The following is a 22,906-nucleotide window of genomic DNA, read 5'->3' as shown; positions in this document are numbered from 1 at the left end:
CATTTCGGCGCGCGTCAATGCGTATCCGTCTGCATCGGTCCGTATCCAACGCACCAGTCCTTACATCCGTATCAGGCCGTATTTGTACTTATTGACCACACTAGGCCTGACAGGTGAACCGGCTATTTCCGGCTTGATGCTTGCGGCAGGAAGCCTACCGCCTCGGCATGCGCAAGCAGCCGCCGGAATTCCGCCGCGGCCGGCTTCGTCCATGCGAAGCCCAGGCGAGCGAGCAGCGCTGCCGTCCGTTCCGCCGTATGCACGAATATGGTCCCGTTCGATGCTTCATCCATCCAGCCGTTGTGCAGCAGCACGCTCTCGACCGCCTCCCGGTTCTCTTCCCGCTCGAAGCGGGCGTACAGTTCCTCGAAGAACGGACCGGCAGCCAGCGGCTTCACCGTGGTGCCAGGATGAGCGGCCAGCAGGTCGGCCAAGCTGATCAGATGCGGGTTGTACACGTGATACGTGCCGTTGTACAGCGCCGGCTTGTCGAACAGCGTCACGATGGCCGCGCTCACCTGATTGACGAAGGACAAATCGGTATCCGGCTCCGACGCCAGCACCGCCCCCAGGCCAAGATAAGATTTCAGAGTATTGTAAAAAGCGTTGTCCGCAATATTTTCCTGGAAATGGCCCGTGTCCGAATGGCAGACGATATTGCCGACCCGATAAATGCTCGCCTGCAGACCGCGGGCGCGGGCTTCCTGAATGCGGAGCTCTGCTTCGAACTTCGTCTTCACATAGACGTTATGATGCTGCTGGCCGAGATCCCCGTCATCTTCCGTGAACAGCGCCTCGGCTCGGCCATCGATGGTGCCCATGCCGACCGACATCGTCGATACATGGTGGAACGCCTTCGGCGTCCGTTCGAGCGCCAGATCAATCAGCCGCTCCGTTGCCGTCACATTGCTCCGCACGAAGTCGTCATAATGGCCGTAATGCTTCACGTTCGCGGCCGCATGAACAATGCAGTCCACTTCGCTGGCGAGCCGCTCGTAGTCCCCGGTCTCGAGGCCGAACCGTTCCGCCGACAGTTCGCCGTTCACGGGATGGATCCGCGCGGCATGCGCCGGGAACCAATCCGGGCCAAAATAGTAAGCCAGCTTGTCGGCCAAGCGCCCGCGCGCCTCGTCCGGCGTCCGTCCCCTTACAATGACGCTGATTTCGCTGCCCGTGCGCGAGATGATCTCATGCAGCAGATAAGCGCCCAGATAGCCGGTCGCTCCCGTCAGCAGCACGTGGCGGTACTCGGTCCGGCGCTCCGCCTCCGAAGGAATCCGGCCTTCGATCCCGCTGCGGTAACGGCGGCGCGCTTCCGCCACGGCCGGCGCTTCCCCGTTCGGGGCCGCGGCGTACCGTTCGCGTATCCGCGCCAGCTTCTCCTGCAGATGGTTCGGCCGGTATTCAATGCGGCAGGCGAGCTGCCGAACCGTCGGATACGCGAAGATATCGGCGACATCGACGATGAATTCCTGCTTCAGCCGGGCAACCAGCGTGATTGCCTTCAAGGAATGGCCGCCGATATCGAAGAAGTTATCTTCGACGCCGACCTGCGCCAGCCCAAGCACCTCCTGCCACGCGTCGGCCAGCTTCTGCTCGATCTCGTTCTCCGGCGCAACCATGCTCCCGGACGCGCCTTCGAGCTTCTCCGGCTCCGGAAGCTTCGAGCGGTCGATCTTGCCGTTCGTCGTCAGCGGCATCCGCTCCAGGAAGGCGTAATAAGACGGCGCCATATAATCCGGCAGCCCGGTCAGCACATAGGCGCGGACATCGGCCGCCGTCAGCGCGCCTTCCGCCACGATATGGGCGCAGAGCGCCTTCTGCCCCGGCGCTTCCTCGCGCACGGACACGAGCACGTCCTTCACCTGCGGATGAGTGCGGATCTGCGCCTCGATCTCGCCCAGCTCCATGCGGAAGCCGCGAATTTTGACTTGATGATCCTTGCGCCCGAGGAATTCAATATTGCCATCCGGCAGCCAGCGCACCAGATCGCCGGTCTTGTAGATTCGTTCCCCTGGCCGGAACGGGCTGTCGATGAACTTCTCGGCGGTCAAGCCGCTCCGGTTCAAGTAGCCGCGAGCGACGCCGTCGCCGCCGGCCCACAGCTCGCCCGGGACGCCGATCGGCTGCAGCTTGCCGAACGCATTGACGACATAAGCCGTCGAATTGGCAATCGGCTTGCCGATCGGGATCGAGCCAGGGCGCTCGCCGGCAATCTCGTAGCAGGCCGTGAACGTCGTGTTCTCTGTCGGCCCGTACCCGTTGATGATCGTGATCGGCGCGCTCGCTTCGCGCACCCGGTAAATATGCTTCGGCGAGAGCACGTCGCCGCCGACGAGCAGCGTGCGCACCGGACGGAACAGCTCCGGATTCTTCTCCGCCAGCTGGGTGAACAGCGGCGAGGTCAGCCACATCATCGTGACCCCGTGGCGTTGAATCGCTTCGGCCAGGGCGGTCTCATCCAGAATCGTCATTTTGTCGACGAGCACCAGGCGCAGTCCGTTCAGCAGCGCTCCCCAGATCTCGAACGTCGAAGCGTCGAACACCAGCGAGCCCGTCTGAAGAATGCAGTCGTCCTCCCGGAAGGAGACGAAATTCGTATTCTGCACGAGCCGGATGACGTTGCGGTGGGTCACCATGACCCCCTTCGGCTTGCCTGTCGATCCCGACGTGTACATCAGATAGGCGAGATCCTCCGCCTCATTCACGCTGTCCGGATCGATCGCCGCCCCTTCTTCATCGCTTGGGCCGTGCGCGGCCGCTTCGAACCCGACACGGGCGATATGCGGCGGGAGCTGCCCTGCCAGCGACCCGCTCGCAAGCACGAGCTTCGCGCCGCTGTCCTCCAGCAAGTAATCGACGCGATCCGCCGGATAATCCGGATCGATCGGGACATACGCGCCGCCCGCCTTCATAATGGCCAGAACGCCGACGATCATTTCCGCCGTCCGCTCGGTCAAGACGCCGACCGCCTGCTCCCGGCGGACGCCGCGGCGCCGCAGCTCATGAGCCAGCCGGTTCGCCTCCGCATTCAGCTCGGCATAGGTAAGCGAGCGCTGCGGATCGGTGACCGCCGTGCAATCCGGCGTGCGCCGCGCCTGCTCCTCGAACAGGCCGTGAATCGTCGCCTCGCGCGGATAGTCGGCTTGCGTCCGGTTGAACTCGGCGACGATCCGCTCCCGTTCCCTCGCCGTAATCATGTCCAGTTCGCCGATGAGGGCCTCCGGCTTCCGCACCGCCTCCTGCACGAGCTGCAGGAAGTGCCCCGCCAGCCGCTCGATGGTATCCCGGCGGAAGAGAGCCGTATTGTACTCGAAGTTCAGCAAGACGGCATCTTCCCGCTCCACGGCCTCCAGCGTCACGTCGAACTTCGAGGTGCCGTTATGATAAGGAATGGCCTCGCAGGCCGCGCCGCCGAGCTCAAGCGTCGTATTGCCCATGTTCTGCATGACGAAGACCGTGTCGAATAGCGGGTTGCGGCTCATATCCCGCGGGTAGGACAGCCGGTCGACCAGTTTGTCCAGCGGATAGGTCTGGTATTCATACGCCGCCAGCAAGCTCTCCTTCAGCTCGGCCAGATAGTCCGCGAAGGATTTGCCCCCTTCCGGATAGCTGCGAATCGGCAGCGTGTTGACGAACATGCCCATCATCCGCTCCAGATCGGGATGCGTCCGGGCCGCGACGGCGCAGCCGACGATAATATCCTCCTTGTCCGCATAAGCGGCCAGCAGCAGATTGTACACGGCGAGCAGCGCCATGTAGAGCGTCGTCCCCCGTTCCGAAGCCAGCTTCTTCAGCGCGGCGGCATCGGCGGCCGGCAGCGCCGCCCGGACGATATCTCCCGCGAAGGTCTGCATCGGCGGCCGCGGGAAGTCGGTCGGAAGCTCCAGCACCGGCAGCTCGCCTTCCAGCATCCGCAGCCAATACGCCTCTCCCGCTTCCTGCTCCCGAAGTTCCCGCTCCGCCTGCCATTCGGCGTAGTCTTTGTAATGCAGCGTCTGCGCCGGAAGCTCCCGGCCCGCATACAGAGCGGCCAATTCCTCGGTCAGGAGGCTCAGCGAGGTGCCATCGAAGACGATATGATGAACGTCAAGCAGCAGCGCCGCCTCGCCTTCCGCGAACCGGATCCAGGCCGCCCGCAGCAGCGGCGCCTCCTCCATTCGGAACGGCCGCAGGAACGAGGCGGCCGCCTCCTGTGCCGTGCGGCCATCGGCCTCCAGCCGCTGCATAGCGAAGTCGACGGCCGGATGCACCCGCTGCACGACTTCGCCGTCCTCCCAATGGAAGGATGTCCGCAGCGCCTCATGGCGCTCCACCAGCTTCCGGAGGGCCCGCTCCAGCCGCTCTGGTTCGCAATCTCCCGGCAGGCGATAGAGGAGCGGCACATGGTACGCCATGCCGATATCTGCCCGCTGCTGCAAGGCGTACATCCGCTGCTGAGCCGGGGCGAGCCGGTAATGCGGCTTGTCCGGCGCAGACTCGATCGCTTCGAAGCCGCCCTGCTCCAGCTGGGCGATTAGCGAGGCGAGCGAGCGGATATACGGCATCTCGAACAGCAGCTTGAAGGAGATGTTCACCTGGAACGTCTCATAGATTCGCGCCTGCAATTGAGCGACCTTGAGCGAGTGTCCGCCCAGCTCGAAGAAATGATCGTCGATGCCGATCGGCTCGATGCCAAGCAGTTCCTCCCAGATAGCCGCCAGCTTGCGCTCCGTCCCGTTCGTCGGGGCCGCGTAATGGATCGCCGCCCGCTCTTGCCGCTCAGGCCGCGGCAGCTTGGCCCGGTCGATTTTGCCGTTGATCGTGAGCGGCATCCGCTCCAGGAACATGAAATAGCCGGGAACCATATATTCCGGCAGCTGCTGCGCCAGATACGCTCTCAGCCCGGCCGCGTCCAGCCCGCCTTCCGCGACGACGTAGGCGCATAACGCCTTCTGGCCCGGGGCTTCCTCGAAGTCGGCGACGAGCGTCTCTTTCACCTGGCTATGGCTGTGAATGCGGGCTTCAATCTCGCCGAGCTCCATCCGGTAGCCGCGAATTTTGACCTGATGGTCCTTGCGGCCGACGAACTCCAACTGGCCGTCTTCGCATAAGCGGACCAGATCCCCGGTCTTGTAGATTCGTTCCCCCGGCACGAACGGACTGTCGATGAACATTTTTTCCGTCAGATCGTCACGGTTCAAATAACCGCGGGCCACGCCGTCTCCGCCGACCCACAGCTCCCCGGTCGCCCCGGGCGGCTGCAGCTTGCCATGCGCATTGACGACATATATCGTCGAGTTCCCGATCGGCGTGCCGATCGGAATCGGGCCCTCCCGCTCTTCCTTCAGCTCATAGCAAGTCGAGAAGGTCGTATTTTCCGTCGGACCGTAGATGTTCGACAGCCGAATCGGCGCGCACTCCTGCGCAGCCCGGTAGAAATGCTTCGGGGACATCAGCTCGCCGCCGACGAACAACTGGCGCACCGGCTTGAAGATGGCCGGATTGCGGTCAACGAGCTGGAGGAACAACGCCGTCGTCAGGAACATCGTCGTGACGCCGAAGCGGCGCAGCGCTTCATCCAATTGACGGCTGTCCAATATCGTCGTCTTATCGACCAGCACGAGGCCGATGCCATTCAAGAGGGAGCCCCAGATTTCAAAAGTGGACGCATCAAAGACGAGCGACCCGGTCTGCAACATCCGATCTCCGGGCTGGAAGCTCACGTAATTCGTGTTTTTGACGAGACGGACCACGTTGCGATGAGTCACCATGACCCCCTTCGGTCTGCCGGTCGATCCCGACGTGTAGATAATGTAAATCAGGTCCTCCGCGCTCCCGGCCGGCTCCGGGTTATGGCCCGGCTGATCGGCCCAAGCCGTCGCCTCCAACGGCACCTGCACCGCATCCGCCGGCAAGCGTCCGGACAGTCCGGCGCTCGTCAGCACGAGCCGGGCCCCGCTGTCTTCCAGCAAATATTGAATCCGATCCTGCGGATGATCCGGATCGATAGGGACGTACGCGCCCCCGGCCTTAATGATCGCGAGAATTCCGATGACCATCTCCGCCGTCCGCTCGGCGAGTATGCCGACGGCTTGCTCGCGCGCGACCCCTTGCGCACGCAAATAATGAGCAAGCCGGTTCGCCGTTTCGTTCAATTCCTTGTATGTAAATTGGCGGCCTTCTTCGATGATGGCCGGTTCGTCAGGAGTGCGGGCCGCCTGCTCCTCGAACAGGGACGGCACCGTCCGGTCCTTCGGATAAGGATACTGTGTCCGGTTATGCCTCTCGATGTAGCGCCGGATTTCCTCCTTCGTCAGAAGATCCCACTCTCCGATCGGCTTGTCCGGGGCTTGCGCCGCCTCCCTCAGCATCTGGTTCAACTGTTGGCCCATCCGTGTGGCGGCATCCAGGCTGAAGCGCTCCGGCCGATAATAAATCGTAAATAAAAACGGGCCAAGAAATGCCGCTTCCCGCCCCAAAATCCGGGCATGCAGGTCCCCGTCCGAAATCTCGGCTCTCGTCTTGCCCGGCACCTCGGCATCCTGGCACCAGCAGCATGTGGTAATGTCGCCGCTTGCGCCCGAATCCTCCCCGCCGGTCTGCAGTTGGCCGCACAGCGCCTCCGCCGCGCTCCACAGCGTCTCCTCCGGACGAACCGCCACCAGCACGCCGTCCCGGCTCCGGCTGGCCATCGCAAGAAGAACGACTTCCTCTGCGTTATGGTACCGCGCAACCAGACCGCTCCATGCCACGCCCACTGCAGCCTCCAATGTGACCGAACGGGTGCGTGTCAGCTGTTCCAGACCATCCACGATGGCGGAAGGAATCTCGAATGTATGGGCGTCATAGCCCGTAAGCTGTTCGGTTGTAAATGGAATGGCAGACAAATTGATTCAGCTCCTTCTCATTGACGAACAATAGGGTTGGAACCTATCCAATAATTGTTCCAATGTCCAATGCTCTATGGGCGCAATCTTGGAATCGACACCGCATGCCGTCACACAATACCCGGCATCCAGACCCTCCATTCGGGTAAAGACATATCCCCGCGCATGCCAGACGGACGGAAGCCGCCACGGGTGAACTCCGTCCGGCAGGATCTCCAGTTCATCCAGCGGACCGTATCGTCCGGTTCCGCGGGCTTTGAGATAGCTCTGCTTGGCCGTCCACAGCCAATGGAGAAAGCGGGCGCGCGCATCCGCGTCCAGGCCGGAAGCGATCCGGTATTCCCGGGACGTGCATAACAAACGCGCCTCCTCTGGCTTCATAGGCCTGATCCGCTCGATATCGATGCCGACCTCGCAGCGATCGATCGCCGTCACGATCCAGCAACCCGAACGCGATATATTGAAAAATAGGGAACTGCCTGGGGCCATATACGGCTTGCCGAACCGGTTCCGGATGAATGCGATCTCGTCATTCCTCCTCCCGGTCAGACGGCAAATCTGACAGCGGGCGAGAACTTCGGCGATAACCATGAGATGACGATCCGCACGCCGGCTCAGTCTCGCGTAACGCTCCTGCCGTTCGGCAGACAGGAAGGGAACAAGACGTTGAACCAGGCGATCGTCGGTATGGTGGTCCCAGCGGAGAGCAGCAATCTTCATAGGCTTCAACATCCTCTATAGAAAGAAAAAAGGCTACTTCCAGCAATAGCCTCATCACCATAAAGAACGTGAATGGTCCCCTATTCAACATGGCAACCCGGCCGCCATAGCTCCATGAAGGAGAGTTAGGCCCGAGGCTTTGCGTCCTTGCCTTTCGACAAGTTTGCCTTTATCAAGTTTTGTTGTATGTAAACGGTACGGTTGCTTCTCTCTCCGCGGCAGTAGCTCTCTCTGTATAGCGTCATGCTTCAATACCCATACTACGAATAAAAATATAGATACGAGCGTGAGCCGATAATGCGAAAACTGTTGATTACGAACCGTCATGGATGGAATATTTATTCCTTGAACCGCTTGACGTCCACCATCCAAGATCCGAAGCAGCGGAGCAAGGTGGAGGCCGTCCGTCTTGTCATGTCCGGACACACTGCCAAGGATGTCGCGAAGCAGTTGGGCATTCACCGCCAGACGGTATCGAACTATGTAAAAATTTTCAACGACGGCGGCATCGAACAACTGCTATCCAATGTTGCATCTCCCGGGAAGCCAAGAATACTCACCCCTCAGCAGGAAGAAGAACTGATCGGCATCATCAGCAGCCGCATGCCTTCTCCCGGCTCATCGACAGGCTGGTCGATGCGCGATATCCAGGATCTGCTCGAGAAGCATTTCCAGGTGCAAATGACGCGGACGGGCGTTCGGGATATGCTTCGCAGATTAGGTCTTAAGTACACCTCTCGCGGTTATGTGCTCCATCGTACCGAATAGCTCCTTCTCAGGCTCTATTCAGAATATCGGCAAATATATGTCGATTGATTAACGCCACCCCTTAATAATACGGAGCAAAATTCGACATTGCAACTCAGTATATGTCACTTTTTGATGAAAAAGAGAATAAAACGTAATAGGTAAATAGAATTATATACCTGTTGAGGATCATGATAAATAAGTCTCATTCGAAAGAAAAAGCAGAGATAAGAGAGAGAAATCATTCTGCGGAGACCGCGTGGCTGCGGGGTGTTTTAGGGTTACGTTCTGGCCTTACGGTATCGTTCTGGGGGATTGCATAACAGTGGGGTTAAGGGGCTTCTGTATGTAAACATATGTAATTAAAATTTTTATGAATGTTCCCCCTGACTTTCGTTGTAATAACCCAAGGAATGAATTCTTTCTTTGCTGTCTATGTGTGGGGGGGAAACCCAACAGCCGGGCCTTTGTAAGCTGAAGATATTAAGGCGCTTGATTTAAAAATACAGAATGATCGATGGATCCTCTTCCGGCTGCTTGACTCTCGTTGCTACCTGTTCTCCATATTTCTCATTAATCCAGTTTGGGAAATCCTTATTTCCGATACAAATTACGTAATAAGTATTGATTACTTTGCCATCTACTATTTCTTCGCGATACTCTTTTATAGGGTGATCCTCACTACATTCATGCACCATCTGTCGAACTCATTCTGTAATTTTTTGATCTGAAGAGCAACGTCATCTCTGCAATCCAAATATAGTGTCCCCGGGGTTCGCTCACTTCCGAAACGTACCTCAACGATCATATTTTTCCTCCTTATCAAATATTGGCTTATGGCCAGAAACCATATCTGGATATATTTTACATACTAACTCTGCTGGCTGCAAGTTAGTAATAAGGCTGCATAGATTTCAAGTTGTTGAGAAAGTCCGAGGGATTTTGTGGCACTTTATTTTTTGTGTGGTGGATCTCGTCTCTCAGTAGAAAAAAATCGGTTTAATACGCTATGGGTGCCAAGTTTTGAATAGGGAAATGGACAATCTCCACCCCTTCGTGAAAATCAGGGGTTTTCCAACGGCCTGAACACTGCACCATTTCCCTAGACACGCCTATTCGGTAAGCGAAATCTGCAAAACTGTACGATTTCTCCAGACACGCCTCTAAGCGAAATCCTGCGAAAATACAGCAATTCGATAGGGGCGACTTTACCAAAAAGGGAATCCTGCAACACGGCAGGAATTTCACCCGTATCGCTTCGACTTGAAGGAAAAGGGCCTAAAATGATGTAGATTGCAGCAATTCCCTCCACACGTTCAAGCCCTAGGAGGCAACGATGCCTCCAGGATTCGACGCGGTATCTTGGATCCCGTAAAATCAGGCCGTTGAGAAGCCTATAGAAATTTTCTCCACTTCTCAATAAGCTCTTTTAACATATCCCCTTTTATCAAGCGGGCCGGGCATCCTATGTCATTCTTCATAAAATCTGCAACTTTTCAAAGACAGATTCAATCAAGCGTGCGTATTTACTTTCACAAAGAAAAAGGAAAGCATCGCCAATGGCGCGCTTCCCCGCTCTCAATACTCATCGCTGCACTAGTTATTGTTCATTCTCCGATCGAACGTCTCCAGCATGTCCTTCGCAATCCGGTGTACCAGCTTCACATCTTCGGCTTCCCGGCCCTTCAACAGCTTGACGTGCAGTTCAAGAGTGCCGGCGATGCCCAGACGCTCCGCATCTACGCTTGCCATGTCGAACGAGAAAAACTGTTCGATGCTGACATCCAGAGCACGAATGATTCGTTCCAGTGAATCCAGCGAAATATTTAAGCTGCCGCGTTCAGCGCCGCCGATATACGAAGCCTTCATTCCGCATTGCTCTCCCAGCTCTGCTTGAGTATAGCCCCTCTGTTTGCGAAGCTCGCGAATCCGTGCGCCTAAAAATATTTTCAAGTCCGACATGCCCGTCACCTCACAGTTAAGCTTATAAAAAACTTCCGGGAAGCAAAATACCCATATACATGCTTTTATTGTTTTTAAAACTTATAAATGTTATTATGTTCTATATGAAGTTATTTATGTTTTTTGCGAGGTGATGATGTGAATGTCAAAATCCACAACGTTCAAGACGTCGTACTATGCAACGAATGGAACGAGCATCTCTGGTATCAGTATAAAGGGCTGTACATGCTCAACAAGGAACATATCGTCGCGCTGCAGCGCGAAGAGAGTCTGTACGGATTTGTTATCGTGGACAGTTCCCCTTACAGTTATTTGCAGCCGCTGACCCACGAACGTTCACGGATGCTTCAGCAAGATTACCCCGCCGTCTTTGCCGCCCTCCAGCCATCCGTGATGAATCCAGCCGTACTGCTTCGCCTGATCGCCTTTACGTATAATGAAGTCAAGACCAAAAGCAAGTATAGCATCTGCATCTCCTTCGCCTCCGACGCACATCCGCTGGACGCGTATGCCTTCTTCCTGCAGACAGGGGCCGATTATGTGCATTTCTTGACAGACCGGAAAGACCGCAATTCATAATTGCGGTCTTGCTGTCCTGCTATCGGTACGGGAGCACGGCCGGATTGCTGCTCAGCGGCTTGGTTGAAGCTGACTGACGCCGGCCCATCGGTCCAGTCAGCCAGATGCCGAACGGCAGCCGATCCAGCAGCATCGTAATTCCAATCGACAGCGCGGCGACGGCGGCCCACGTCATCAAGGTCAATGCGGCATGCATGCCTGCAAGCGGGATCTCGCGGGTAAAGCGGGCAATCTGCCCCAAGACAAGCGCATGTACCAGATAACCGCCGAAGGAATACGTGCCGATTGTGTGCAAAATGCGGTAAGCTCTTCCTTGGCGACGGCAGACATAGAGCGCAAGAGCATACATCAGCGGCATTTGAGCGAGGATAAGCAGGAACACCGACGGCTTGAGATAGGTGGAAATATTCAAATTAATGGGTGCTGCCCCGGCCTCCAGCAGCCGATATCCGGCATATGCGTAGAAGATAATGAACAGCAGCAGGCTCCAGGGCACGCTTCGGCGCATCAGATCGCGCCAGCGCTGCACATGCCATGCGCAGACAATGCCCAACGCGATATAGAAGAAATAGAACGGCAGCAGCATCGTCCGGTGTCCGAGCAGCGGCTGCAGCCAGGCTGGCGCATCCCAGGCCGGAGCCACGCTGTAGGACCAGTACATCAGGCCCGCATAGGCGGCGGCCAATGCCCCCAACAACAGGACAACGCGCCGCACGATCTGTCCCTGCCCGGCGGCATGGGAGCGAATCCTACGCCCGATAGCGCGGGCACCCCGATCAAGCCACGGGAAAAGAAGATACAGTTGGAAGATCATCAGGACGAACCAGAGCTGATAACCGTAAGTCGGGGTAATGAATTGCACCGCCAGCAGCCTCCATCCTTCCGGCTCCAGCAGCTGCCCGCGAAGCGTATAAATCCCGTAAATGATGGTCCAAATGGCGAACGGCGCCAGTATGGCTGCCGCCCGGCGCTTCAAAAAGTTCCCGTAAGGTACGGTGTAATCGTAATTATAGAACAGAATAACCGCCGATAAAAAAACAAACGTTAAGGTCCCATACCGGGTAAAATGATAGATCATTCCAAGGAAAATCGCTTGTTCCGCCGGAATGTCCGGCCGGTAAATATACTCTCCAATAGAGTGCTGGAGCACAATGGCGAAAAACGCAAACGCGCGCAAGATCGTGATTTCGTCAATCCGTTCCTTCCTCGGTGCGGCATGAGACTGATCGACTGCCATGGCCAGTTCCTCTCCCCTCCGTCAACAAGGTGATGTGAACCCCATTGTATCTCATTAACCTGAAAATAAGATAAAAAAACACGGAATGTGTACAGAATGACAAAAAACTTTGTGCAGAGCGCTCCCCCGCCGTTCCGCCCGATCGGCAGCATGCCGCTCCTTAAAACAGGGCAGCCTGTTCATTGGGAGGCTATGCGAAATCCGGAGCGCCGGCCGCCCGGCACGACTCCCGCACCATAAGCTTCGCGCGGAAGACCGGCAGCGGATATGCTTCGTCCGGACTTTCCAATTGGTGGATGAGCCGATTCGTCACGTAAGCGGCCATTTCTGTCCGCGGGATGGACATCGTTGTCAACGGCGGACAGGTGTACCTTGAGATAATCAGATCGTCGAAGCCGACCACGGACAAACGGTCAGGAACCGCTACCTGGTGCTGCCGCAGCACCTTCAGCAGCCCGTATGCCATCAGATCATTGGAGCAGAACACCGCCGCGGGGAGATCATCTGCCTCCAGCCATTGAATAGCGGCGGCCGCCCCGGCCTGCTCGGCGAAGTCTCCGCACCATATGCGTGAATCCGGCACCTCCAGTCCTTGACCAAGTGCCGCGTCGAGAAACCCGGCCAGCCGTTCGGACGAGCAGGGCTGTCCGGTCGGACCGGTAATAATGGCTACGTCACGATGGCCCAGCTCAAGCAAATAGCGGGTCGCCTCATAGGCGCTCCTCCGGTTGTCCAAATAAGGAGCCGGCAGCACAGTCGCGGACTGTGTGACGTTGTTCTGATTGATCACCCCGATCACGCCCCCCGCCCGGCTGACTTGATCGACGATGTCCTGCACATCGGACCAACTGATGAGGAGTCCCGCATCGAGGCGCTTCTGCTCGTATAAGCGAAGCAGCGGGGTTACGTCCGACACGTCCAGTATCGTGATCAGCGTCTGGTACCCCCGTTCCGCGCATTGGCTGATAATGGCGCCCACGATCGCGCCGTAGAACAAATCATCCTCATAGATCCTGTTGTGACTGGCGTCCTGGATAATGAACAGGCCGATCGTCCCCGGGTTGCGGGAGGCTTGCCTCCGGGCTGCCTGAGCCGGTTGTTCCTGATATTCTCTCCCGGCTCTGCGCACATTGGCTGGCGCTTCCGGATGCATGTTGGGGGCACCGCTGACCAGCGGAGGCATGGTGCTGCCCGCTCCTCCCGCTGGCGGGGCCGTAGCGAATCTATCCATATGTAGATATCCCGTTCCTCTTGTCATCATTTGTATCTCCTCAGTGTACCGGAGTCCGTTACCAAGAGTCAACGTTCCACCTGCGGCAACCTGCAATAAATACTTGCTTTTATGATTCAGATTGGCCAAAATAGGAAACGATTCGACATTATTTTCGTATTTCTTGGTATGAAGCCATTGTTCGCATACAAGGGGGCATCGGGAATGAACAAGCCATACATAGCGCAGCCGCTCCGCCGCAGCGCACTTATCGCATCGATGTTCTGCTTCTTGCTTCTCTCCGGCCAGCCCGCGGCGCATGCCGGGTGGTGGGGCACCATCAAGGATATTTCCGAACTGCCCGCCGAAGTCAATGAATTGAAGGAAAATTACCGCCAGACCGTCGACCAACTAGAGCAAGCTCATCAAAATATGGAGATATACCGGCAGGAAAACCAAAAATTAATCGAGCAGAATCAGGAACTCACTCGCATGGTTGCCGAGTTGAAGCGGCTCGAAGAGGAACGCCAGGCGAGCTACCGCAAGATGAGGGCGCTGCTGCTCACGGCGGCCGGCCTTCTGATTGGGTATTTCGTGCTGCTGCGCGGCCTGCGTGTCTGGATGCGGGTTCGGGCAAGATAGGAGGAGTTCCGGATGGAGATCTTAGTTGAACGCGAGAACCATACGAACGGACAAGCCGTCACCTTCCGGGTTCTGGAGGGAGAGCAGGTGAACGTGCTCCATCCGCAGCAGGTCATCGCCTATCGCGGCGCTCCCGACGGGCGCTCCGACCGGCTGATGACCGCCAAGGGCATGTACCGCAAGAAGAAGCTTATCCAGGCCCGCTTCACCGGGCCCTGCGAATTTCTGACCGCGCTGCCCCCCGGGTTCAGCATGAAGCCCGTTCCGTTGACAGGGGAGAGCGACCTGCTCTATGACGTGCGGCATCTGCTGTTCTATACGGAAGGCATCACGATGCAGACCCGCATCTTGAGCATGAAGAACATGCTCGTCACGCAGGATGTCGTCAAGGTGAAGTTCTCCGGTGAAGGGCAGATCGGCATCCTGACCCAAGGCACCGCTTGCGATGCCGAGCTCCACCCGGATCAGCCGCTCTACGTGGACGCAGGCAGCGTTATCGCCTACCCCGAGAACGCGAAGCTGGAACTATGCGTATACGGCAATCATCTGGCCAGCCAACATATGAATTATCATTGGAAGATGACCGGCAGGGGTACCGTCCTGATCCAGGCCGGGCGGCAGAATCAATCGCTCGTGCACGAGATGAACGATGAAGGGCTGTTCAAGCGCATTCTGCGCGAGGTCATCCCTTTCGGGGGCGTATTTATCAAATAGAGCGGGGAGCCGTACCTTCTCGGAAGGAATAGGCCCGCACAAGATCGCCAAGAGCCGATGATCAAACCGCAATTGATCTTCGGCTCTTCGATTCTTCGGTACGTTCGTTCATTGGATGCACCTGCCGCCCTTTTAATGGAGCGGCCTTAGTTTTTTATTTCTTCTTCGGATAACCCCGAAGCCTTGGTGATAAGAGCGATGTCCATGCCGAGAGCAAGCAGTTTCCGGGCCATTTCTTTCTTGCCTTCAGCTATTCCTTCGGTTATGGCTTTGGCCCTCCCCTCAGCTATTCCCTCCGCTCTAGCCCCTGCGATTCGGGACGCCTGGTCCAGCAGATATTTCTGACGGGCTTGGTTTCCCATCTTCGCCTGTCTATCCAGTCTCAAAAATTCCACGGTCGTCATCGCCTTTTTCAGCATGGGTTCGTTCATTGTCAACACCATTTCGTTTTGTCTATACCTTTCAAAAACAATAACCAGTTCACTCCCCCCCCTTCGCCGCCTTACTCCTGTTCTTTCTCCACAGCCGGAAAAGTTACGGTAACCTCGGTTCCGACGCCTTTCTCGCTGTGGAATTCCAGCTTGCCCTGCATCACTTCAATGATGCGGAAGGTCACCATCAGTCCAAGTCCGGTACCCTTCGTCTTGTTCGAGTAATAGGGCTCGCCCAGCCGCGCCAGCTCCTTCCTGTTCATTCCTACCCCGTTGTCCCGAATCCGTATGATGACCTTCCCGTCCTGCTTATGAGCGGCAATCCGGATCCACCCGTTGCTGTGCAGAGCCTCAATGCTGTTCTTGACCAGATTGATAAATGCCTGCTTGAACTTGGACGAGTTCCCTACGATCGCGAGATCCGGCGGCACGTCGAGCGTGATCTCCGCCCCCTGCATGTTGGCCAACGGCAGGAGGACCCCTTGGACATGCTCCAATTCCTCCCCTACATTCAGCAGGGCCAGCTCGTTTAGCTCGGGCTTCGCAAAGGTGAGGAAATCGGTAATTATACCGGATGCCCGATCCAGTTCGGTCAGCGCCAAATGGTAGTATTCCTTCTCTTTTGGACCGGACTGCTTCTCCAGCAGTTGGAGGAAGCCCCGCGTTACCTGCAGCGGATTCCGCACTTCATGGGCAACGGAAGCGGCCAGTTCGCTAATGATCTCCATCTTCTCCGAACGCTGAAGCCGGTGGTTGTACAGCTCCAGTTCTTTCGAATATTGAACGACCTGCTCGTGATTGCGCGCGATTTTGCGGCCCAAAATAATGATAAGCGCAACAACGAATAGCAGGATCCCCCACTTCCAGTACACCATATAATAATAGCCGGGATGAAGCAGGAACCAGATTAATTCGCATCCGGTGATCAGCGCAAAGGCGACAAATCCGACGCAGAACAGAATGGCGTCTTTATCTTTGTGGAAGGCGTAACGGATGGACGCCGAGATCAGCACGACGAACTGAATCAGGATCAGGAAGCCGAGCACGCGAACCGACAGGAAATAGTACAAATCATAAAAGCGGTTATCCGACAAAATATTAAGGAACAGAACGGCCATAGACAGAAGGGAATACGCGGTCTGGATCTGCCGGAGTCTGCGGATGATCCAATACGGGCCCGGGCCGAACATCAATTCGAAATAGTACGTAAGCAACGGGAAGAAGACCAGCATCGCAAAATCATAAATAACGAGCGACCAGACTTCGGTATGGAAAAAATACGTATAGGTAAAGGATGAGTACGTAAAGATCATTACCCCCGCGCATAGAATGAGCACGCAGAGCGACAGCCAGCTTGAGAAAAATATGTTCCGGAGAAACAGCGTGCAAATGAGCATGACAACCGCGATAAGTATGAGGGCGCTCCCCATGACGACATTGACGAGTCCCTTTTTCACATACTCGGGGAGCAGCTTTTGATAGTCTCCGATCCGGACCGTATCGTGAATGCCCAACTGCTCGAAAGGCGTCTTTACGTGTATATAGATGACCTGCTCCTCGGCGCTGCGATCCAGCGCAATAAGCACCGGATTCATGTCGAAGGAGAACATCCGCGAAGACCGGAACAGTCTTCGCCCTTCTTCCGATAATGCCTCTACTTCGCAGGCGTATACCTGTTCAATCCAGAGCCCGGCCTTGTCCCACTGCAGCGGCGGCAGCCTGAAGCGGAACCAGGCCGATTGGGCCCCTTCGGGCTTGCCGGGCACTCCTTCGCGAATATCGATATCTAGCCAACCCTCATCCGTGGAGGCAATGTACTCCCAATCCAGGGCCGACGTCTCCCACAGCACCTGCCATTGCGTAACTTGCAATTCCCCCTGCTCCGATTCCGCAATCAGAAGAGAAGGGCACAGAAGAAAGGCCGCCATGAGAAGCATGAACGACACGGTTGAATATTTAAAAATTGTTCTCATGAGGCACCTCTGTCCGTTCCAATTTGTAATGCGATGGTGAGCCGCAATCCTACACAGGCACTATTTCGACAGTTATCGCTAATTTCCTGCTCTATCCGCCATGAATCCCTTGCTCGGCTTTTATTTTTCGACATTCTGTTTCTTATGTTGTTGCTCCAATGATCAATGGCTTCTATAATAGAAGTACTAGAATGCAGGAATTTTGTCGCAGATCCAGGAAAAGTCCGATTTCGACCCGGGAGGACAGTAATATGGAATGGTTCGACGAATACATGGAGGATGTGGAGGCGATATTTGCAGAGGCGGCGCGCCTTGTCTCATCGTTCCCCGCACCGTTGGTGGAGATGGGCCTTCGCTATTTGGAAAAGTCAAACCCGCTGCTTACGGAGTCCACTAACTATATCTGCTATTTGCTCCCGTTCTGGCTGCAGGAGGCCACCGGAGCAGAGCGAAAAGGGTGTCGCCGCTTGGGACTGGCCGGCGTCTTCATGATGCTGCATTATTGCTTGCTGGATGATGTCATGGATAGCCCTGAGCAGAGAAGGTGGCATAAGACGTTGGCGCTGGGACATCTCTGCTACATCGAATATGAAAAGGTTTACCGTGAGCTGTTCCCTGCCTTCTCGCCGTTCTGGCATGCCTTCAACCAATACAGCGCCGAATGGGCCGAAGCCGTCAGCATGGAGTTGGAGCATGACTTCTTCCTGAACGACCGGATTAAAGTCGCGCACAAAGCGTCGCCCGTCAAGCTATCCGCCGTCGGATCAGCCTATCTTGGCGGAACGGATCATTTGCTGCCAGCCATTACGGCCGCGGTAGATACTGTGCTTGTCACGCTGCAAATGTCCGATGACGCAGAGGATTGGGAGAAGGATTTGCGGGAAGGGAGCTATAATTGCCTATTATCCTGGATCCGCTCCATGTCGAACCGGCCGTCCGGCGCATCGCCGACGCCTGACGAGGTGCGCCAGGCCATCACCGTGTCCGACGCCTTGCAGGGCTATGCTGCCATCGCGGCAGAGAACCATGCCCGGCTTCAGCGGCTGTCTATCTCCTCCCCGCACTTGCTCGCCTTCCATCAGGCGATGGCAGACAGTCTTAAGCAAGAAGCCGATTACATATATGAAGAAAGAAATAAGCTGATGTCGGGCGGATTTTCATATATATTGTCTAATCTAGCAAAATAGTACTGGTAAGTCGGAATCTATCAATGGTAATCTACCTATAATCTTCTGATTCTACAAATATGGAGGGATACGTTTTATGTCTATTAATCAAATGCATATGAATCAAATCGTCCAAAGAGCATGGGAGGATGCCACATTCAAAGAGAAGCTGCTAGCTGATCCGAAGTCCTCCATCAAGGAATTATTAGGCATTTCGATTCCTGAGCATATTCAATTGACTACGGTAGAAGAGTCTCCGAACCAATATGTACTGGTGATTCCTCCGAATCCGGTGGAGGTTATGAAAACTACTTCAACAGCGAGAAAGGGTATTTGGTAACTGATAACAGTAAAAAGAAGAGGCGCTCCTGAGAGCCCTCTTCTTTTATATTTATCTTAAAACAGAAGGAAAAGAGACGGTAATGACGGTACCAACACCCTTCTCGCTCTTGATATGCATTTTCCCCTGCATTACTTCAATGATGCGGAAAGTAACCATCAACCCAAGCCCAGTCCCCTTCGTCTTATTCGAAAAGTACGGCTCGCCAAGTCGCTTAAGCTCCTCCTCGTCCATGCCGATGCCATTATCCTCAATTCGGATAATAACCTGTCCTTCCCGCTCGTAAGCCTCGACCCGAATCAGTCCTTTCTCGGTGAACGCCTCAATGCTGTTTTTTATCATATTAATAAAGGCTTGCTTGAACTTGGACGAGTTCCCCTGAATCCGGAGATCCGGATTCGCATCCAGTTCGATCGCGCCCCCATGCATTGTCGCCATCGGCATCAAGATGCCCTCGATATGCCTCAACTCATCAGCTACATCGAGGACTTGAATCTCATCAAGTTCTGGCTTCGCGAACGTTAAGAAATCGGTAATGATCTCGGATGCCCGATCCAGTTCGGTCAAGGCAAGGTTCAAATATTCCTGCTCCTTCGTCCCCGTCTTGCCGCCGAGAAGCTGCAAAAATCCCCGCGTGACCTGCAACGGATTCCTTACTTCATGTGCGACGGACGCGGCCAGCTCGCTTAATATCTCCATCTTCTCCGATTGCTGGAGCTTGCCGTTGAACAACTCCAGTTCCTTCGCATAAAAAATGACGCGGCGATGATTTTCCGCAGTTCTCCGCCCCAGTATAAGGATAAGGCAGACAACAAAACAGACAACTCCCCATTTCCATAAATACAGTTCATATTCCCTCGATATAAAAGTGTACCAACTGACCTCACCGACAGACATAATAGAGAACAAGCTGAAACCAAGAGTAAACAATATTGCATCTTTGTTCTTCCGAATGGCGTGGCTAATTGAGAAAATCAACAGGAAAATAAATAGGACAATCATATAAATGCTAAATATGTGTATTGAAAATAAAGTATAAATCGGATGGGAATCATCTTTCTTGATTTCGACAAAATATACAAATAAAAGGAACCAGATGACCGAATAACAAACTTGGAACATAAAATATCTAAAAATTATTTTATAAGGACCGCTCCCCAAAAATTTCATAAAGAAATAGGTCAAGCTAGGAAACAAAACCATCATTGCGAAATCAAATAATCTGACGCTCAAATGCCCCCAATCTTTCAAAAACGTATAGGTGAACTTTGAGTATGTTATCGTAACAATACCTAGCGACAAGATAACAAGCGTCAATGATAGCCAGCTTGGCAACTCGATTCCACGCAGAAAAATTGCACATACAAACATAATGAAAGCAATAAGTATCAGGCTGCTTCCAATTACTATTTCCGTCAGCCCTTCCTTAACATATTTCCCTTGAAGCAGGTCATATTCACCTATAATGACGGGGATTTGAATCCCGACTCTCCCCTTGTTGGCAGATGTATGAATATATATCGTATTGTATTCTGGCTCCAGCGGAACAAGGAGATGAAAAATATCGTGAAAGTAATCCCTTGAATCATGGAAGAGCCTTCTGCCGTCGGGTCCCCATACTTCCACCTCATTTGCGTACAACTTTCCAATATACAACGCAGGTTGTTCCGGATCTAACACCGGCAACTGAATCCGAATCCATGCCGATTGCACGCCCTCTGACAACGGCGGAATCGACTTCCTGCTATCAACCTTCTCCCAGCCTTCCCGGACGGAAGCGATCTCCTCCCACGTCCTGGGACTCGTCTCCCACATCACTTCCCATTCGTGCAGCTTGATGCTCTGCGGTTCCGGCTCCGCTCGGGCGATGGCAGGATCCATAAGCCACCCGAATAGTACCAGGAATAAGAAGAAAACGGTTATGTATCTTCGCACACTCATCGCACACCCCTACACGTTTCTCTTGGTTTCGCCATTTTGCCCCATTTCGCAATAATTCTACAAAAAGAGAGCCAATTCCTTCTTTAAATTTTCAAATATTTACTTATATTCAAATAACGAACGTTGTATGGTCTGTCCGTATAATCTGGGATACTTCTCCAAACACCTATATATAAACTAAGGAACGAATAGAAACAGACTAGGAGAATTCTCCCCCTTTGCCGCTGATAGATGCAGAGGGGAACGGCCGTTATGGAAGCAACGCTGATGGATGGGGACGCTGCGGGGTTTATCTTGTGGAGTTATCGTAACAGGAAGAAAATGTTGTAATTGATAGAATCGCGTCACATCGTGTCGCTGACGAATTGAGTGAAGCTCTCTTTTCTGCGATAATGATTATGCTACTGGATGAAAGCGGGAAATTCAAGAAAACGTTATGTTACATCTATCATCATGTTAGACATACATCTGTGGAAATGAGGGGGATCCTGTTGCAATTCGTATTTGATTTAGATGGTACTATATGCTTTCGCGGGCAGCCGCTGACGGACCCGATTGTCCAATGTCTCGAGGAATTGGGCCAAAAGGGCCATGAAGTGATTTTCGCCTCCGCCCGCCCGATTCGGGATATGCTGCCTGTGCTGCCTGAATCTCTTCACGGCGGTTCGCTTATCGGGGGGAACGGCTCCATGATTGCCAAGGAAGGCCGGGTCGTGCACACCGAAGCCTTCACGGCAGAGCAAGCTTCGACACTGCTTGCGCTTATCGCCGAGCATGAAGCCGCCTACCTCATCGATAGCGACTGGGACTATGCTTATACCGGTCCGGACGACCATCCGATTCGGAACAACCTCGACCCGTCCCGGCTGGCGCGTTGCATTGCCCTCGAAGAGCTGAAGACGATAGTAAAAATTTTAATTCTATCCGCTCGCGATATGGAAGGTCTGGCGGAAAAGCTGTCCCGCCTCGGGGTCGTCGTGCATCGTCACCGCCACGAGGACGTCATCGATCTCAGCCCGCCGAATATTCATAAATGGAACGCGCTCCAGCGCCTCGGCGTCAAGGAAGGCCGCTACATCGCCTTCGGCAACGATGCGAATGATATCCCGATGTTCCGGACGGCCGGACATGCGGTCATGATCGGACATCATCCGGAGCTGGCCGCCTATGCAACGGAAGATATTCCGCTCCAGGGAGACGATGAAGCGCGCATTATCGCCAAGATTCAGGAGCTCGCGGCATGGCATCCATTGATGGCATCGAATTGAACCGGGCTGCCGTATGATCACCAAATCGGCCAAAGAGACGATCCGTTGAGATCGTCTCACAGATTGAAGACAAACTCCCGCGAAATACCTGCAGTCGCGGGAGTTCTTTGTGTTGTTTATACATATTTACATATACGAAAGAGAACTTAGGAGAGATGCGACTGGTCATCGTATACCATCATCTCATCGACGAAGATGCTATGAACTCGCAAATAGCGAAAGGGGCACACCCTCTCCACATGCCGCAGTTGATCCTGAACATCGGCATGCAAGCCTCCTTGGCTTTGCCGATCGTGATCAACGGCTTCCACGTATGCCGGATCGGCTCGCCGGGGACGGAGAGGTCCACTTCTCAGGCGTACTCTCCCGCCGCGAGAATATCATCATCCGCTGCACCAAGCGATTGGCTGCGCTGCAAATACGGATTGAGATGATCCTCAGCGCGCTGGATGAATTGAACGCCAAATCGGTGGCCGATGGCTTTTTCATCTGCTCCGCCAAAGCTGCATTATCTCCCGACACTCTATTCACCTGCTCCACCAATACTGCAAAAATGCAGCAATTTCATTGACACGAGGTAACGAAAATAAGATTGCTGCAAAAGTACAGCAATTCCCCTACGGCAAGGCATATATAGCGTTCAAAATGGCGAAATAATGTAATTTTGCAGGATTTTCTTGGAATTTAGCCTCTTGAGGTTAAAAATGCTGCGCCTGTGCAGCATTTTTAAGCGGGGACTAGCTTGCTTCATGCGCGGACCAGTTTGCCCTAACCTAACCTGTCCTGCCTCCCCCCCCCCGGCCTCGCCCTTCCTAAGAAAAAAAGACTATCGACAGGACTTTGTCGACAGTCTGAGAGACGATCCGCTGAGATCGTCTCTTTTTTCATGCGCTTCGACCGCACCCAAGATTCCCCCGCCGGATTATACCATGTTGAAACCAAATATACCTGCAGCAAGACAACCAGGACAAAGGAGATAGTGCCTGCGATTTTGGCAGGGTGCGTAAATTTATAACTGTGAAATGGAGTAATCCGGTTAACGATCCACCAAAACAAAAGTGTACCTGCCAGGATGAGAAAAGATCGTGCTATCATATAGTCCATTGA

Annotated in this window: 16 protein-coding genes and 1 riboswitch; of the genes, 8 read left to right on the top strand and 8 right to left on the bottom strand. The window is 54.6% G+C overall.

Translation table 11 applies throughout. The features are described from left to right. Window positions 1-122: 122 nt before the first annotated feature. On the bottom strand, window positions 123-6,869 hold the full coding sequence (locus L6439_RS04765) for a non-ribosomal peptide synthetase (protein WP_213471105.1): 6,747 nt from the start codon (window positions 6,867-6,869) through the stop codon (window positions 123-125). Between the two features lie 6 nt (window positions 6,870-6,875). Then, complete coding sequence (locus tag L6439_RS04760) at window positions 6,876-7,589, bottom strand: 4'-phosphopantetheinyl transferase family protein (protein ID WP_168179331.1); 714 nt, start codon at window positions 7,587-7,589, stop codon at window positions 6,876-6,878. 88 nt (window positions 7,590-7,677) lie between these two features. Next, window positions 7,678-7,767, bottom strand: a riboswitch (cyclic di-GMP riboswitch). 119 nt (window positions 7,768-7,886) lie between these two features. Here L6439_RS04760 and L6439_RS04755 point away from each other — a divergent pair. After that, a complete protein-coding gene (locus L6439_RS04755; RefSeq protein WP_168179332.1) occupies window positions 7,887-8,357 on the top strand; it encodes a helix-turn-helix domain-containing protein in 471 nt (156 codons plus the stop codon). Window positions 8,358-9,932: 1,575 nt separating this feature from the next. Here the strand turns inward: L6439_RS04755 and L6439_RS04750 are convergent. Next, the gene (locus L6439_RS04750; protein WP_168179334.1) at window positions 9,933-10,298 is read right to left on the bottom strand and encodes a helix-turn-helix domain-containing protein; all 366 of its coding nucleotides are present in this window, start codon (window positions 10,296-10,298) and stop codon (window positions 9,933-9,935) included. A 138-nt stretch (window positions 10,299-10,436) separates the two neighbouring features. On the opposite strand from L6439_RS04750, the gene L6439_RS04745 reads away from it, so the two are divergent. Beyond that, window positions 10,437-10,877: an arylsulfatase regulator gene (locus L6439_RS04745; protein WP_213471104.1), complete on the top strand. Its 441-nt coding sequence runs from the start codon at window positions 10,437-10,439 to the stop codon at window positions 10,875-10,877. A gap of 19 nt (window positions 10,878-10,896) precedes the next feature. Here the strand turns inward: L6439_RS04745 and L6439_RS04740 are convergent, their stop codons facing one another. Further along, complete coding sequence (locus L6439_RS04740; protein ID WP_168179336.1) at window positions 10,897-12,114, bottom strand: acyltransferase; 1,218 nt, start codon at window positions 12,112-12,114, stop codon at window positions 10,897-10,899. A gap of 190 nt (window positions 12,115-12,304) precedes the next feature. Beyond that, window positions 12,305-13,345 (bottom strand): LacI family DNA-binding transcriptional regulator, encoded by a 1,041-nt coding sequence (locus tag L6439_RS04735; RefSeq protein ID WP_237096748.1) that lies wholly within the window; start codon window positions 13,343-13,345, stop codon window positions 12,305-12,307. A gap of 204 nt (window positions 13,346-13,549) precedes the next feature. Between L6439_RS04735 and L6439_RS04730 the strand changes: the two genes are divergently transcribed. Together L6439_RS04730 and L6439_RS04725 are read left to right on the top strand one after the other, a co-directional pair. Further along, a complete protein-coding gene (locus L6439_RS04730; protein WP_168179338.1) occupies window positions 13,550-13,966 on the top strand; it encodes a DUF342 domain-containing protein in 417 nt (138 codons plus the stop codon). Between the two features lie 12 nt (window positions 13,967-13,978). Then, window positions 13,979-14,680: an AIM24 family protein gene (locus L6439_RS04725; RefSeq protein WP_168179339.1), complete on the top strand. Its 702-nt coding sequence runs from the start codon at window positions 13,979-13,981 to the stop codon at window positions 14,678-14,680. 146 nt (window positions 14,681-14,826) lie between these two features. On the opposite strand, the gene L6439_RS04720 is transcribed toward L6439_RS04725, so the two are convergent. Together L6439_RS04720 and L6439_RS04715 are read right to left on the bottom strand one after the other, a co-directional pair. Continuing rightward, window positions 14,827-15,111 carry an Rpn family recombination-promoting nuclease/putative transposase gene (locus tag L6439_RS04720; RefSeq protein ID WP_213471103.1) on the bottom strand — a complete coding sequence of 95 codons (285 nt, stop codon included), beginning with the start codon at window positions 15,109-15,111 and terminating at the stop codon, window positions 14,827-14,829. Between the two features lie 71 nt (window positions 15,112-15,182). Next, window positions 15,183-17,084: a sensor histidine kinase gene (locus tag L6439_RS04715; RefSeq protein WP_237096747.1), complete on the bottom strand. Its 1,902-nt coding sequence runs from the start codon at window positions 17,082-17,084 to the stop codon at window positions 15,183-15,185. A 251-nt stretch (window positions 17,085-17,335) separates the two neighbouring features. On the opposite strand from L6439_RS04715, the gene L6439_RS04710 reads away from it, so the two are divergent. Together L6439_RS04710 and L6439_RS04705 are read left to right on the top strand one after the other, a co-directional pair. Further along, window positions 17,336-18,271, top strand: coding sequence for a methionine synthase I (locus L6439_RS04710; RefSeq protein WP_213471102.1), 936 nt, complete (start codon window positions 17,336-17,338; stop codon window positions 18,269-18,271). A gap of 76 nt (window positions 18,272-18,347) precedes the next feature. Continuing rightward, window positions 18,348-18,590 (top strand): NHLP leader peptide family RiPP precursor, encoded by a 243-nt coding sequence (locus L6439_RS04705; protein WP_168179342.1) that lies wholly within the window; start codon window positions 18,348-18,350, stop codon window positions 18,588-18,590. 51 nt (window positions 18,591-18,641) lie between these two features. On the opposite strand, the gene L6439_RS04700 is transcribed toward L6439_RS04705, so the two are convergent. Then, window positions 18,642-20,405, bottom strand: a complete 1,764-nt coding sequence (locus L6439_RS04700) for a sensor histidine kinase (protein ID WP_237096746.1) — start codon at window positions 20,403-20,405, stop codon at window positions 18,642-18,644. 617 nt (window positions 20,406-21,022) lie between these two features. On the opposite strand from L6439_RS04700, the gene L6439_RS04695 reads away from it, so the two are divergent. Together L6439_RS04695 and L6439_RS04690 are read left to right on the top strand one after the other, a co-directional pair. After that, window positions 21,023-21,799 carry an HAD-IIB family hydrolase gene (locus L6439_RS04695; protein ID WP_213471100.1) on the top strand — a complete coding sequence of 259 codons (777 nt, stop codon included), beginning with the start codon at window positions 21,023-21,025 and terminating at the stop codon, window positions 21,797-21,799. A 112-nt stretch (window positions 21,800-21,911) separates the two neighbouring features. Continuing rightward, a complete protein-coding gene (locus L6439_RS04690; protein WP_213471099.1) occupies window positions 21,912-22,370 on the top strand; it encodes a hypothetical protein in 459 nt (152 codons plus the stop codon). Window positions 22,371-22,906 lie beyond the last annotated feature (536 nt).

This window comes from Paenibacillus dendritiformis, from assembly GCF_021654795.1.
GTDB lineage: Bacteria > Bacillota > Bacilli > Paenibacillales > Paenibacillaceae > Paenibacillus_B.
Note: the sequence above shows the minus strand (reverse complement) of the source record. Positions and strands in the feature narration are given on the sequence as shown.

Coding starts and splice junctions, on each gene's coding strand:
- L6439_RS04740 (WP_168179336.1), bottom strand. CDS start 12,114: ATGGCAGTCGATCAGTCTCATGCCGCACCGAGGAAGGAACGGATTGAC.
- L6439_RS04710 (WP_213471102.1), top strand. CDS start 17,336: ATGGAATGGTTCGACGAATACATGGAGGATGTGGAGGCGATATTTGCA.
- L6439_RS04735 (WP_237096748.1), bottom strand. CDS start 13,345: ATGGATAGATTCGCTACGGCCCCGCCAGCGGGAGGAGCGGGCAGCACC.
- L6439_RS04750 (WP_168179334.1), bottom strand. CDS start 10,298: ATGTCGGACTTGAAAATATTTTTAGGCGCACGGATTCGCGAGCTTCGC.
- L6439_RS04715 (WP_237096747.1), bottom strand. CDS start 17,084: ATGAGAACAATTTTTAAATATTCAACCGTGTCGTTCATGCTTCTCATG.
- L6439_RS04705 (WP_168179342.1), top strand. CDS start 18,348: ATGTCTATTAATCAAATGCATATGAATCAAATCGTCCAAAGAGCATGG.
- L6439_RS04720 (WP_213471103.1), bottom strand. CDS start 15,111: ATGAACGAACCCATGCTGAAAAAGGCGATGACGACCGTGGAATTTTTG.
- L6439_RS04760 (WP_168179331.1), bottom strand. CDS start 7,589: ATGAAGATTGCTGCTCTCCGCTGGGACCACCATACCGACGATCGCCTG.
- L6439_RS04725 (WP_168179339.1), top strand. CDS start 13,979: ATGGAGATCTTAGTTGAACGCGAGAACCATACGAACGGACAAGCCGTC.
- L6439_RS04755 (WP_168179332.1), top strand. CDS start 7,887: ATGCGAAAACTGTTGATTACGAACCGTCATGGATGGAATATTTATTCC.
- L6439_RS04700 (WP_237096746.1), bottom strand. CDS start 20,405: ATGTGGGAGACGAGTCCCAGGACGTGGGAGGAGATCGCTTCCGTCCGG.
- L6439_RS04730 (WP_168179338.1), top strand. CDS start 13,550: ATGAACAAGCCATACATAGCGCAGCCGCTCCGCCGCAGCGCACTTATC.